General features: G+C 63.8%; 11 protein-coding genes. 8 read left to right on the top strand and 3 right to left on the bottom strand.

Annotated elements, in window-relative coordinates:
- Positions 1 to 8 precede the first annotated feature (8 nt).
- Complete coding sequence (locus GGD40_RS34350) at positions 9 to 1,907, bottom strand: ATP-binding response regulator (protein ID WP_179746715.1); 1,899 nt, start codon at positions 1,905 to 1,907, stop codon at positions 9 to 11.
- 239 nt (positions 1,908 to 2,146) lie between these two features.
- Between GGD40_RS34350 and GGD40_RS34345 the strand changes: the two genes are divergently transcribed.
- The 3 genes from GGD40_RS34345 (at position 2,147) to GGD40_RS34335 (ending at position 7,305) form a co-directional block, all read left to right on the top strand.
- Complete coding sequence (locus tag GGD40_RS34345) at positions 2,147 to 2,938, top strand: hypothetical protein (RefSeq protein WP_179746714.1); 792 nt, start codon at positions 2,147 to 2,149, stop codon at positions 2,936 to 2,938.
- A 53-nt stretch (positions 2,939 to 2,991) separates the two neighbouring features.
- Positions 2,992 to 6,402, top strand: coding sequence for an alpha/beta fold hydrolase (locus GGD40_RS34340; RefSeq protein WP_179746713.1), 3,411 nt, complete (start codon positions 2,992 to 2,994; stop codon positions 6,400 to 6,402).
- A gap of 120 nt (positions 6,403 to 6,522) precedes the next feature.
- On the top strand, positions 6,523 to 7,305 hold the full coding sequence (locus tag GGD40_RS34335) for a substrate-binding domain-containing protein (protein WP_179709117.1): 783 nt from the start codon (positions 6,523 to 6,525) through the stop codon (positions 7,303 to 7,305).
- Between the two features lie 73 nt (positions 7,306 to 7,378).
- Here the strand turns inward: GGD40_RS34335 and GGD40_RS34330 are convergent, their stop codons facing one another.
- Together GGD40_RS34330 and GGD40_RS34325 are read right to left on the bottom strand one after the other, a co-directional pair.
- Positions 7,379 to 8,791, bottom strand: coding sequence for an FAD-binding oxidoreductase (locus GGD40_RS34330; RefSeq protein ID WP_179746712.1), 1,413 nt, complete (start codon positions 8,789 to 8,791; stop codon positions 7,379 to 7,381).
- Positions 8,792 to 8,812: 21 nt separating this feature from the next.
- Positions 8,813 to 9,790 carry an isopenicillin N synthase family dioxygenase gene (locus GGD40_RS34325; protein ID WP_179746711.1) on the bottom strand — a complete coding sequence of 326 codons (978 nt, stop codon included), beginning with the start codon at positions 9,788 to 9,790 and terminating at the stop codon, positions 8,813 to 8,815.
- A 278-nt stretch (positions 9,791 to 10,068) separates the two neighbouring features.
- Between GGD40_RS34325 and GGD40_RS34320 the strand changes: the two genes are divergently transcribed.
- Genes GGD40_RS34320 through hutC form a run of 5 tightly spaced genes read left to right on the top strand, consistent with a single transcriptional unit; the run spans position 10,069 to position 13,873 of the window.
- Positions 10,069 to 10,896 carry a transporter substrate-binding domain-containing protein gene (locus tag GGD40_RS34320; RefSeq protein ID WP_179709122.1) on the top strand — a complete coding sequence of 276 codons (828 nt, stop codon included), beginning with the start codon at positions 10,069 to 10,071 and terminating at the stop codon, positions 10,894 to 10,896.
- Positions 10,897 to 10,917: 21 nt separating this feature from the next.
- Positions 10,918 to 11,568 (top strand): amino acid ABC transporter permease, encoded by a 651-nt coding sequence (locus GGD40_RS34315; RefSeq protein WP_179709124.1) that lies wholly within the window; start codon positions 10,918 to 10,920, stop codon positions 11,566 to 11,568.
- Between the two features lie 19 nt (positions 11,569 to 11,587).
- Positions 11,588 to 12,250 carry an amino acid ABC transporter permease gene (locus GGD40_RS34310; protein ID WP_176060669.1) on the top strand — a complete coding sequence of 221 codons (663 nt, stop codon included), beginning with the start codon at positions 11,588 to 11,590 and terminating at the stop codon, positions 12,248 to 12,250.
- Between the two features lie 19 nt (positions 12,251 to 12,269).
- Positions 12,270 to 13,133 (top strand): amino acid ABC transporter ATP-binding protein, encoded by an 864-nt coding sequence (locus tag GGD40_RS34305; RefSeq protein WP_306456610.1) that lies wholly within the window; start codon positions 12,270 to 12,272, stop codon positions 13,131 to 13,133.
- Positions 13,130 to 13,873, top strand: coding sequence for a histidine utilization repressor (hutC, locus tag GGD40_RS34300; protein ID WP_179746710.1), 744 nt, complete (start codon positions 13,130 to 13,132; stop codon positions 13,871 to 13,873). The genes GGD40_RS34305 and hutC overlap by 4 nt, the downstream gene beginning before the upstream one ends.
- Positions 13,874 to 13,879: the final 6 nt, after the last annotated feature.

Here is a 13,879-nt window from a genome sequence, read left to right as displayed (position 1 = left end):
GGCGGCCTTCAGATCCTCGCTTCGTCCGGCGGACCGTTCGCCGCCTCCCGCATCACGCCGTTTGCGCTCCAGCTCTCCGCTTTACCGGCCGCTCCCTCCTCCTCATCCGCGCGCAACGCCAGCGCGGCCGTCGCCCGCCCCTTATCCAGTTCCGCCTGCTGCCACAGCATTTCCAGCGTGCGCCGCAAACGCGCGGGCGTCACCGGCTTATGCAACACCGGAATCCCCTGCAACGCCAACGCCGCCAGTTCCGCCGACGCCATATCCCCCGTGATCAGCAAGGTCACGATGTTTTCATGCCCCGCGCGCGCCAGCACGTGGCGCACGGCAGTCAGCGCCTGCGCGCCGGTGCGGTGATTCGCCAACTGGTAATCGCACAGCACCGCATCCGGCACGAAACCCGTTTCGAGCACCGCGAGCGCGTCGACCTCGTCGCGGGTGCCGCGTACGTCGCAACCCCAGCGCGCGAGCAGACTGGCGAGGCCTTCGAGTATCGACGGATCGTCGTCGATGCACAGCACGCGCCGCCCCTGCGCCGACGGACCACCCGCCACCGTTTCGTTCAGGCTCGCGACGATCCCGCCCGCTTCGCCCACCTGCACTGAAAAACGAAACACGGACCCGCGCCCCGGCGCCGAACGCAAACGCAGTTCGCCGCCGAGCATCTCGACCAGCCGCTTCACCGTCGGCAAGCCGAGCCCATGCCCCTGACGCGCGTCGCGCTGCGGATTGGCAACCTGATAGAACTCTTCGAAGACCTGCTCGTGCTCCTCGGCCGGAATGCCGATGCCCGAATCGCGCACCTCGACAAACCCGCCCGACTCGCGTCCCGCGCGACGAAAGCCCAACCAGATGGCGCCTTCCTCGGTATAGCGCACCGCGTTCGACAGCAGATTGCTCAGCACGCGCTCCAGCAACACCGGATCGTCGTGCACGATCATCGTGGTCGGCGCGATCCGCAGCGCGAGACCTTTGGCCGCCGCCTGCGGACGATACTGGCTGCCGACCCGCTCGAACAGTTCGGCCAGCCGGAAATGCAGCCGGATCACCTGGGTCACGCCGCTTTCGAGCCGCGCGAGATCGAGCACCTGGTTGAACAGTTGATTCAACGCCTCGACGTTGTAGACGATATGTTCGGCGGTCTTCGCGTGCTGCGCGGGGGTTGCCGCCGTGTCGTTGAGCGACGCCGCGAGCAAACCGATCGCATGCAGAGGCTGCCGCAGATCGTGGCTGGCGGCCGCGAAAAAGCGCGTTTTCGCGAGACTCGCTTCTTCGGCGACATGCTTCTGCGCGGCGAGCGACTCCGCCAGATATTGCTGATCGACGCGCGCCTGCACGACCTGGCGAAACAGCTTGCGGTAACTCATCGCGTAGACGTTGATCGCGCAAAAGAAGAACGCGAGGACGATCGCGAGAATCGTGCGGTCGAACGTATGCGTGCCGAAATGCAGCACGATCGACGGAAACAGCAGGAACGGAATCGCGGTGGAAAAGTTCAGCAGGTCGAAGCCGTTCGACATGAACACGCCGGCCGCCAGCGTCACGAGCATTACCGTATGCAGCAGCGGCAAATCCATCTGCGGGCTATGAAACGCGAACCAGATCGCGAAACCCGGCGCGCTGTACAGCAACATGCCGCGCACCGCGTGCAGCACGATCCAGCCACGCGGCGACGCGAGCTGCGGATAGCGGCGATTGCAGATCCACAAAGCGAGGCTGCCGCAATTAGCCGCCGCATAGAACCCGAAACACGCGACGAACAGCGGCGGCGACGGAATCGCCGGCCAGTAGATGGCCACCAGTACCGCGATCGAAAACCAGTGCGAAAAAAAGGCGATCGGATCCTGCGCGTAAAGCACGCGGACAAGGTCTTCGTCGATCGCACGCTGGATAGGGTCGGCCCGCATCGTGCGGTCTCCGTTTCTTCAGATGAATGACAAGCGTGTCATGCCGAATCGCGTTTTTATGCCGGATGGTTTACCCGGCAGTTTACCCATCAGCTACCACTTAATCCATATAGGCGAAGCCGTCGCCGGAAACCATACTGGCTTCACATTCCAGCGCGGCTTCACCTTCCCGGTTTTCGCTTGTCCGCCTGTTGTCAGGGCTCACCGCGCTCCTTGCCTTACCCCCTATGGAGGTTGTTATGGGCGTAGTTCCGAGCCACGCGTTCGTCCGCACACTCGACGACGCGGTCCTGCCCGATCTGTGGCGCCGGCGCACCCAGTTGTCCGCCGACGAAATGGTGTCGATGGTCGAACTGGTCAAGCGGGCTTTGCGGACCTATCATCCGCTGGAGTTGCAGGCGCTCGGCGACGATAAGGAAGAGCTGGTCGCCCAGTTCATTTACGCCAAGGTGCTGCGGCTCGCGCCAGGCCATACGGAAACCAACGCCTGCGCCGAGAGCGCGCCGTCCAACGGTTACGCATTGTGCGCGTATTTCCGCCGTTATCTGATCGATTGCCTGCGCAGCGCCGGCCATCAGCGCAACGTGTCGATGGAAAACGAAGGCATGGCGCACGAAATCGATCTGCACGCGCAGGCGCTGGAAGATCCGGTGGAAAGCGTGCTGCTGCAGTACGGCCTCGACGAGCAACGCGTGCGCAGCGCCGCACGCGCGTTCATCGAGGGGCTCGACGAGCCCGAGCGGATCGTGCTGGCCGGCAGTCTCGGCTGGTGTTCGGAAGGGAAAGGCGGTCTGTCGGCGGTTGCGGCTCAGCATCGGGTGCCCTCTTATCACTATCGCGCCGTCAAACTCGGCGTCACCATGAAAAAGACGGCCGGCGCCGACGAATTTTCCAATACCAAGATCGGCCGCTGGTTGACGGAACAACTCGGCATCGAGATCGAGATCGAGAACCGCTCGGTGATTCTGCTTGCACTGAACCTGCTCGCAGCCGAATCGAGCGACAGCGAAATGAATGAAGCAGCCGCGTAATTGCGCACGCTGCCCGCCCTTCCCCGCATTCCGTTCCTGACGAGGTGGTCTTGATGAATCGCTTATCGAGCGCCGTAACGGCGATGAAAGCGCATTACGACGTAGTGGTAGTGGGTTCGGGCTACGGCGGCGCGATCGCCGCGAGCCGCATGGCACGCGCCGGACTCAGCGTCTGCGTGCTGGAACGCGGGCGCGAATTCATGGCGGGCGAGTACCCTCGCACACCGTTTCAGGGCGCCGAAGAGGTGCAGTACAACACGGCCCTCGCGCACGTCGGCTCGCCGCTCGCGCTGCTTGAAGTGCACGTGAACGACGATGTCAACGCGGTGGTCGGCTGCGGTCTGGGCGGCACCTCATTGATCAACGCGAATGTCGCGCTCGAAGCCGATCCGCGCCTGTGGGACGATCCGCGCTGGCCGAAGGCGCTGCGCGACGACGCGGCGGGCCGCGAGCGCGGCTATACGCTTGCGCGCGCGATGCTGCAACCGTCGCCGGTGCCCGCCAGTTATCCGGCGCTGCCGAAACTGCAGGCGCTCGAAAAATCCGCCCAGGCGCTCGGCATGGCGGACCGCTTCAGCCGGCCGCCGATCACCGTCACGTTCGAGGATCGCGTGAACGCCGCGGGCGTCGAACAAAAGGCCTGCGTGGGCTGCGGCGATTGCAATTCGGGCTGCAATTACGACGCGAAGAATTCGACGCATATGAACTATCTGCCCGATGCCGTCGCGCACGGTGCGCAGATTTTCACGGGCGCCGCGGTGCATTCGGTGTTGCGCGACGCGGCCACGCAGCAATGGACGGTGCGCTATCAACTGGTGAGCCTCGGCCGCGAAAGTTACGGCGCGCCCGATCTGTTCGTCAGCGCCGATCTCGTCATCGTGTCGGCCGGCACGATCGGTTCGACCGCGCTGCTGTTGCGCTCGCGTGAAGCGGGCCTGAGCGTGTCGGCCATGCTCGGCGAACATTTCACCGGCAACGGCGACGTGCTTTCCTTCGCATACAACACCGACGACATCATCAACGGCGTCGGCTGGGGCACGCACACGCCGGGGCAAATTCCACCAGTCGGGCCGACTATCACCGGCCTGATCGATCATCGCGATACCGCGAATGTGAGAGACGGTTTCGTGATCGAAGAAGGTTCGCTCGCCGGCCCGGTCGGCGCGGCGCTCGTCGGCCTGCTCGGCGCCGCCGCGCCGCTCGAAGGCGTGGATGTTGGCGGCGCGCCGAGCGCCGAGCGACAACTCGCGTACGACGCCCGCGTGCTCGAAAGCTTTCTGCGCGGTCCGTATCGTGGCGCGCTGAACCACACGCAAAGCTATCTCGTGATGGCGCACGACGACGAAAGCGGTCAGATTCACGTCGACGACAAGGGCCAGCCGCGCATCGTATGGAAAAACGCCGGCAAGCAGCCGATCTTTGCAACGGTCGAGCACACTCTCGAACAGGCGACGGTACCGCTCGGCGGCAAGTATCTGCGCAATCCGATTTCCACCGACATCGTCGGCAATCGCACTGTCACCGTGCATCCGCTTGGCGGCTGCGGCATGGGCGAAGATGCGGAGCACGGCGTGGTCGATCACCTGGGGCGCGTTTTCAATGGCGCGGCGGGCACGGCGGTGCACGAAGGCCTCTATGTGATGGACGGCGCCGTCATGCCGATCTCGCTCGGCGTCAATCCGCTGCTGACCATTTCCGCGCTGGCCGAGCGTAACTGCGCGCTGCTCGCCGCGTCGCGCGACCGGCAGATCGACTACACGGCCAAGGGTACCGCCGCCACGCCGCCCGCGCCAAAGATCGGCCTGCGCTTCACGGAGACGATGATCGGCACGTACACGCCCGCGGTCGCGGGACAAGCCGCTACGAGTCCGATCGAATTCACGCTGACCGTCGAATCCGACGATCTCGCCGACATGCTCAGCAACCCGCAACACCTGGCTCACACCGCCGGCACGCTGACCTGTCCGGCGCTTTCCCCGCAACCGCTGACGATCGTCGACGGCACGTTCAATCTGTTCGTGGTCAGCGAGTCCGATGTGGACGAGCGCAACATGAACTACCGGATGACGCTCGCCTCCACCGAAGGCAATACGTACTGCCTGACGGGGCAAAAAATCATCACGCGCACCTCGCCGATCAATCTCTGGGCGCAGACCAACACGCTGTACGCCGAGATTCGCGCGGGCGCGCAAACCACCGGACCCTTGCTCGGCAAAGCAACGCTGATCATCACGCCCGAGAACTTCCTCAAGCAGCAACGCACGCTCGAAGTCACCAACACGCCCGACCTCGAAACGCGCCTCGAATGGACGCTGAAGTTCGGCAAGTTTTTCGCGGGCGTGCTGTTCACCGAATACGGCGGCGTGGCCGCGCCGCTGGAGTTCTTCGACACGCAGGCCGCGCCGCGTCTAAAACGCGCATTGCGCGCGCCCGCGCCGCAAATCATGTACTTCGATACGCCCGACGGCACGACCTTGCGGCTGACCCGCTACTTCGATCCGGCGAATCAAACCTCGCGCCCGTTGCTGCTGATTCACGGTTCGGGCGTTTCCAGCCGGATCTTTTCCACCGACCTGATCGCGACCAACCTCGTCGAATATCTGTGCGCTTGCGGCTATGACGTGTGGCTCGTCGATCTGCGCGTCAGCATCGAGTTACCCAGCGTGCTGGTGCCGACCAATGTCGACAAAGTCGCGCGCGAAGACATTCCGGCCGCCGTCGCCAAAATACGCGAAGTGAGCGGCGTGCCCAAGATTCAGGTGCTCGGCCACTGCATGGGCGGGCTGGCGTTGAGCATGTCGCTGCTATACGGCCTCGAAGGCGTGCGCTCGGCGGTGATTTCGCAGGTGTCGACGCATCCGGTGCCGGGCACGCTGCAGAAGATCAAGGCGGGTCTGCATATTCCAGGCATCATGCAGCATCTCGGCGTGCGCGATCTGACTGCGTACACGCAGCACCGTTCATGGCCGAAGAACCTGTTCGACGAAGCGCTCAAGTTTTACCCGCTCGATCACGACGAAGGCTGCGGCAACCCGATCTGCCATCGCGCGACGTTTCTGTACGGCTTGCTATACGAACACGCGCAATTGAACGAGACGTTGCACGAGAACCTGCAGGAACTGTTCGGCATTCACGATATGGAAGTATTCAAACATCTCGCCGCGATGGTGCGGGCCGGCAAGGTGGTCGATGCCGAAGGCGAGGACGTTTATCTGACTGGCGCGGACGGCATGAAGGGACTGGAGGGGATGCGTCTGCCGCTCGGTTTTATTCACGGCGAGCGAAACGAAACCTATCTGCCGGAAAGTACGCAACTCACGTTCGACATGCTGACGCGCGCCTTCCCGGAGCAGCCTTACGAACGGCATCTGATTCCCGACTATGGGCATATCGACTGCATCTTCGGCAAGGATGCCGTGGTGGATGTGTACCCGCTAATTGCAAGGTATCTCGACGCGCATTGACGGCGAGCGAGCGCGGCACGACAGGGGCTCGTTCAGGTATGGTACGGATGACGGGGCGATGACACGCTTCACCCCGTCATCCTCCCAACACTGCACACTGTCATTTCAATGCCGATGCCGATGAGATCCTTCTTTCTCGCCATGTTCACCGCCGGGCTGCTGGGCAGCACCGTGGCCGCCGCCAACGTCCAGGCGGCCGAACTCAAGGTCATGAGTTCCGGCGGCTTCACCGCCGCCTACAAGCTGCTCGGTCCAAAGTTCACCGCATCGACCGGCAATACGCTCGACACGATCCTCGGACCGTCGATGGGTCAATCGCCGGAAGCCATTCCCAACCGCCTCGCACGCGGCGAATCCGCCGACGTGGTCATCATGGTCGGCTACGCGCTCGACGACCTGATCAAGCAAGGCAAGGTGATGCCCGGCTCGCGTGTCGAACTGGCGGATTCGCGGATCGGCATGGCCGTGCGCGATGGCGCGCCCAAGCCGGATATCGGTTCGATCGACGCGCTGAAAAACACCCTGCTGCACGCAAAGTCGATTGCCTATTCGGATAGCGCGAGCGGCGTCTATATCGAGCGCGAACTCTTCAAGCGGCTCGGCATCGAGGACCAGGTGAAGGCCAAAGCGAAGATGATTCCGAAGATCCCGGTCGCGTCGGTCGTCGCCAATGGCGACTATGAAGTCGGCTTTCAGCAGGTCAGCGAGTTGCTGCCGGTGGCGGGCGCCACGTTCGTCGGCAAGATTCCGGAATCGGTGCAATCCGTCACGCGCTATGCCGCGGGTATTCCTGTCGGCGCGCCGCATCCGCAGGAAGCGAAAGCGCTGCTCGAGTATCTGGCGTCGCCGGATGCGCAGGCGGCGGTCAGGTCGACCGGCATGGATTCGGTGCCCGCGCACTAAGGCCGTACCTGCCGCCATGGTGGGCCGAGGGCGCTCATTGCGCCCTCACCCACTCAACCCGCAACCCACCCCATCAAAACAGCTTGCCCGGATTCAGAATCCCGTGCGGGTCCAGCGCGTGTTTGATCGCGGCCATGGCTGCCAGCTCCGTCGGCGAGCGCGAGATCGGCAAGAACTCTCGCTTGAGCAAACCAATTCCGTGTTCCGCCGACACCGAGCCGTGCAACGGCCCGAGCATCTCGTAGACGAACGCGTACACCGCATGATGCGTGACGCCGGGAATCGAATGACCGTCGACGGTCACATGCAGATTCGAATCGCCGATATGCCCGAAGAAATACGCTTCATTGCCGGGCCAGCGCTGATCGAGCGCGGCGCGGCAACGGTCGACGAACGCGCCGATCCCGCCGATCGGCAGACTCACGTCGAAATTGATCGCGTCGAGCCGCACGGGAAACTCCGCCGTGCATTCGCGGATCGCCCATAACGCGCGCACGTCGGCCACCGATTGCGCGATCACCGCATCACGAATTGCGCCTTCGTCGAGCGCTTCGGTCAGCACGGCGGCGAAACGCTCGCCGTCGTCGCCGGCATCGAAACTCGCATGCTCGATCAACGCATACAGCGGATGAGACTCGGCGAACGGCGAACGCGTACCCGTCAGCTTCACGCCGAAGTCGTAGAAATCCGGCCACATGATTTCGAAGGCGCCGATGTCGTTGCCGAAGCGCGTCGATAGACGGCGCAGCAGGCTCACCGCGGCGTCGTAACCATCGAGCGCGACCAGCGCCGTATGACGCGCGGCGCGCGGCGGATGCAGCCGCAACACCGCGCGCGTGATCACACCGAGCGTGCCTTCCGAACCGATGAACCAGTGCTTCAGGTCATAGCCGGTGTTGTTCTTCACCATCTTGCCGAGCGACGTCAGGACGTCGCCGTTGGCGAGCACGACCTCGAGCCCGAGTACCTGATCGCGCGCAGTACCCGACTGGATCACGCGATTGCCGCCCGCATTAGTCGCGAGATTGCCGCCGATCTGGCACGAGCCGCGCGCGCCGAGATCGAGCGCGAGTTCGAAACCGGCTTCCGCCGCGGCTTCTTGAGCCGTTTGCAACGTGGTACCGGCGCGCACGGTCAGCGTGGCCGAGGCCGAGTCGACCTCTTCGACACCGCTCAAGCGTTCCAGCGATAGCGCGATATCCGTGGCCCGCGCAATCGCCCCGCCCGCGAGACCGGTCATGCCGCCCTGCGGCACGACGGGCTGATGCGCCGCGTGGCAGATAGCCAGCGCGCGCGATACCTCTTCGGTGGTACGCGGCAGCAGCAACGCCGCCGGGCGCGTGGGGTCGTGACGGGTCCAGTCGGTCATCGCCCGTTCGCCGATCTGCTCGCCCACGCGGACCGCGTCGTCGCCTAGCGCGGCGCGCAGTGCGTCGAGCGTCGACGCCAGCGACGCCGTGTCGTTTGTCTTTCCGTTATCTGTCATGCAGGAGTTCCTTGCGCGCCTTCAGCTTTGCGCTTCTTCCGCGCGTTTCTTTCGATAGCCCATCGAATCGTTAATGCGCCCGAGAATGTAGTCGCCCGCCGCGACCGGCTGATAGCGGATCTCGGCTTCGTTCGCGCCGAGTTCGCGCGGATCGACGCTCGCGCCGTAAGTCGGATCATAGAACGTCGCGATCGAATAGCGCTCGCAACCCGACGCGTTAATCACGCGATGCAAGGTGGAGCGAAAGCGGTCGTTGGTCCAGCGCGCCAGCAGATCGCCCACGTTCACCACAAAGCTGCCGTCTACCGGCGGCGCGTCGACCCACGTATCGTTGGCGATCTCGCGCACCTGCAGGCCGCCCACCTGATCCTGCCACAGCAACGTGATGCAACCGTAGTCGGTATGCGGCGCGACGCCGAACTGATCCGCGTCTGACTGGGGCGGCTGCGGCGGATAGTAGACCATCTGCGTGCGTTGCATCCGTTTGGTATAACGCGGCGCGAAGAAATGCTCGTCGACGCCGAGGCTCACCGCGACCGCGCGCAGCAGATCGGCGCCGCAGGCCGCGACCGACTCGTAGTAGCCGTACAGCGCAGGACGCAATTCAGGCATGAAGTCCGGCCAGTTATTCGGCCCACGCAGCGCCTGACCGGCGAGCACGTCGGGATCGTCCTCCGGCAGTTCGAGGCCGATGCTGAAAAACTCCTTGTAGTCGGGACGTTTGGCCTGGTACATGGTGGCATCGCCCAACGCATTGAAACCGCGATGTCGACGATTGACCGCCGCGCGCCGTTTGGTCTCCACGGGGAACGCGAAAAATTCGCGCGCCGCCTGCTCCGCCGCATCGATCGACGTTTGCGGCACGCCATGATTGACGATGTAAAAGAAGCCGATCGTCGTGCACGCCTCGTGAATTTCACCCGCCACGCGCTGCAAGGCCTGCGGGTCGCCCGCGCGAACGCCGGCGAGATCGATGATCGGAATACGGGTCACAGGCATCGCGTGGCTCCCTGAAAGGCCGTTGCAATCTACTGACGAAAATACCGACAAAAAAGCGCCGCGCGCTTCCTGCATCTGCAGTTGTATATACCGCCAAAAGCACCCCCGCAAGTTGCTTTGCAATGCGCTGGGTTAGGGCTTTTCTCTAGTCGCCAGTTTATTTTTTTCGCGGGAAAAACGCGGTATATACTGCCTCGCATGACTCGCGCCGGGCTTGAACCGCTCACCGCTCAGCTCACCGATTTCGCGCGACACCGCTTTGCCCACTGGAGAATCCCATGCGTATCCTTGCAGGCTGGAAGTGTCGTCTGTTGATGTTGGCGTTGTGCGCGGCAAGCGTCACCGCGCACGCGGAAGATCAGCTCGCCAAAGTGAAGAAAGCCGGCGAGCTGGTGGTCGGCACCGAGATGCAGTTCGCGCCATTCGATTTCCTCGAAAACGGTCAGCAAGCCGGCTTCAACAAAGATCTGTTCGCCGAGGTCGGCAAGGAGATGGGCGTGAAGGTGCGCTTTATCGACCTGCCGTGGCCGAGCGTGCTGCCGGGTCTGGAAGCGGGCAAATTCGACATGGTGGGCGGCCCGTTGACGGTCACCAAGGCGCGCATGGAACGCTATACGTACACGCTGCCCATCGCCGACGCCACCGACGCGCTGCTCAAACGCGCGAACGACACCGCGCTCAAACAATCGTCGGATATCGCCGGCAAGACGGTCGGCGCGGGCAAGGGCTCGGCGCAGCTCGACCAGTTGAAGACCTACGTCGCGACGCTGCCGAAACCGCCTGAAATCCGCGAATACGTCGACAACAATCAGGCTTACGCCGACCTCGCCGCCGGCCGGATCGCGGCGGTCGCGAACTCCATGACCAACATTGCGTATGTGGCCAAGCAGCGTCCGGAGACGTTCGCCGTGGTGCAGCCGCCGTTCGGCGCGAAGGTGTACTTTGCCTACTGCCTGCGTAAAGACGCGGACAGCAAGCCGCTCGCCGACGCGTTCAACGCCGCGCTCGTGAAAATGCACAACGACGGTCGCCTCGCGGCGTTGCAGAAGAAATGGTTCGGCGTGGCGATGGATGCGCCGACCACGATGCCGATGCCGAACTACTGATAGCGTGAGAGTGCGACGCTTATGTTCAGCACGACCGTCTTCGTTCAGGGCTTGCCGCTGCTATTGCACGCGGCGCTCGCCACCATCGGCATTTCGCTGACGGGGCTCCTGATCGGCTTCTTCGTCGCGATCGGCGTGTGCGCGGCGCGGCTCTCGCCGAAGCGCGCCGCCCGTCTGTTCGGCGGCGCCTACGTGTTCTTCTTTCGCGGCGTGCCGATGCTGGTGCAACTGCTGCTGGTGTACTACCTGCTGCCGTTCGCGGGCATCAACGTGTCGCCCATCGTGGCCGCGATCAGCGCCGTGTCGTTGTGCTCCGCGTCGTATATCGCCGAAATCCTGCGCGGCGGTTTTCTCAGCATTCCACCCGGTCATCTCGAAGCCGCGCGCATGCTCGGCCTCTCGCCGTTCGACATGCTGCGGCGCATTCTCGTGCCGCAAGCCATTCGCTTGACGCTGCCTTCGCTGGTGAACGAAATGGTGCTGCTGATCAAGGCTTCGTCGCTGATCTCGGTGGTGGGTGTGGCTGAGTTGACGCGCACTGCGCAGAACATCGCCGCCAGCACGTACCGGCCGCTCGAAGCGTATCTGGCCGCCGGGCTGATTTACTTCGTGATCTGCGGCACGCTCGCGCTCGTCGCACATGCCGCCGAATACCGGCTGCAACACGCCTGACCGACTCCAGACCCACGTCATGCAACAGTTCGATCCGACCGTCATCACGCACAACCTTCAGCCGATCGCCGCGGGCTTCGCGACGACGCTCGGCACGTGGATCGCGGGCGTCGTGCTCGGCCTGCTGATCGGCTTTCTGATCGCCGTGCTGCAACTCTTTTGCGGACGCTGGGTGCGCGGCGTATTGCGCTTCTATATCGAACTGTTTCGCGGCACGCCGTTTCTCGTGCAACTGTTTCTGCTCTACTACGGCGGCCCGTCGTTCGGCCTCACGCTCGAACCGATGACAGCCGGCGTACTGGGCCTCGGCCTCTACGGCAGCGCATATTTCGCCGAGGCGTTCCGCTCCGGATTTCAATCGGTGCCGCCGGGCCATCTCGAAGCGGCGTCGTGTCTCGGGCTCACGCGCTGGCAAGCGGTGCTGCGCATTCAAGCGCCGCAAATGCTGGTGCTGATCGTACCCGCGCTGACTAATCTGATCATCGTGCTGAGCAAGGAAACGGCGGTGCTGTCCATCGTCACCGTGCCCGAGCTCACCTTCGTGCTGACCGGCATCGGCTCGGCCACCTTCGCTTTCGTCGAAACCTTGCTGGCGCTGTGCGTGTGTTATCTCGCGCTGGTCGAGCTGACCTCGCGCGCAGGTATGTGGGCCGAGACCCGCGTCGCACGTTTCATGGCATGAACGCAATCCGGACTCCCTGATGAACGCTATCGCCGACATGCCCTCCTCCGCGTCCGCCACGGCCACGAGCGCACCCGCGCCGCTGATCGAAGTGCGCGACCTGCGCAAACGCTTCGGCGAAGTCGAGGTGCTGCGCGGCGTCGATCTCGAGATCGCGCGCTCCGAAGTGGTGTGCATCATCGGCCCGTCGGGTTCGGGCAAGAGCACGCTGCTGCGCTGCCTCGCCGCGCTCGAGACTTACGATCAGGGCGACGTGCGTATAGAAGGCGAATTGCTCGGCTATAGCGAGCGCAACGGCAAACGCGTGCGAGCCTCGCAAGGCGAGATCAATCGCGTGCGACGCAACGTCGGCATGGTGTTTCAGCAGTTCAATCTGTGGCCGCACATGACAGCGCTCGGCAACGTGATGGAAGCGCTGCTGCGCGTGCGGCATCTGTCGCGCGACGAAGCGCGCCGCCGCGCCAATGCGATGCTCGACACCGTCGGCCTCGCGCATAAGGGCGACGCCTACCCGGCGAAACTCTCGGGCGGTCAGCAGCAACGCGTGGCGATCGCGCGGGCGCTGGCCATGGAGCCGCACATCATGTTGTTCGACGAACCGACCTCGGCGCTCGATCCGGAACTGGTCGGCGAAGTGTTGCAGGTGATGAAGCAGCTTGCGCGCGACGGCATGACGATGGCCGTGGTCACGCACGAAATGGGCTTTGCCGCGCAGGTCGCCGACAAGGTCATGTTCATCGATCAAGGCAAGATCGCCGTGCAGGGCGCGCCGCGCGAGGTCTTCCACGACGCGGGCCAGCCGCGCTTGCGGCAGTTCCTGCAAAACTACTTCGACCGCAACGCGTTCTGGACGCGCGGTCCCGACGACGCGCCGACGCCATGAACACGCGCGCCGCCGTGGCGCCGGCCGCGCGCTACGAACAGGTCAAGCACCACATTCGCCGCATCATCGAATCGGGTGAACGCCAGGCGGGCGACCGGCTGCCCTCCGAACTGGATCTGGTGGCGACGCTCGGCGTGTCGCGCATGACGGTGAATCGCGCACTGCGTGAACTCGCCGACGAAGGGCTCGTCACACGCGTCTCCGGGGTCGGCACTTTCGTCGCGCAAACCAAGCCGCAATCCACGCTGCTGATGATCGCCCATATCGGCGACGAAATCCGTTCACGGGGTCACGAGTACCGCTACGACACGGTGCTGTCGCAACGCGAAACGGCTTCGGTGATGGTGTCGAACGCGCTGGGTCTCGCGCCTGGCGCGTCGGTGTTTCATGTGATCTGCGTGCACCGCGAAAACGGCTTGCCGGTGCAACTCGAAGATCGCTACGTGAATCCCGCGACCGCGCCGGAATTCTTGCAGCAGGATTTCTCGACGGTCAGGCCGTCCGAGTATCTGTATGCCGTGGTGCCGGCGCACGACGTCGAGCATGTCGTCGACGCGGGTCTGCCGACGCGCGCCGAAGCCGAACTGCTCGAAATGCGCGCCGAAGAACCCTGCCTCACGCTAATGCGTCGAACGTGGACGAGCGGCGTGGCGGTGACCTTCGCGCGCTTCGTGCATCCGGGTTCGCGTTACCGGCTGGGTTGCCGGTTTTCGCCGGATCTGTCGCAGCGCCAGGGCTGAAGCAAG

This window comes from Paraburkholderia bryophila (genome assembly GCF_013409255.1).
In the GTDB taxonomy this organism is placed as follows: domain Bacteria; phylum Pseudomonadota; class Gammaproteobacteria; order Burkholderiales; family Burkholderiaceae; genus Paraburkholderia.
The sequence above is the reverse complement of the archived record's forward strand: the minus strand, read 5'-3'. Positions and strand labels throughout refer to the sequence as shown.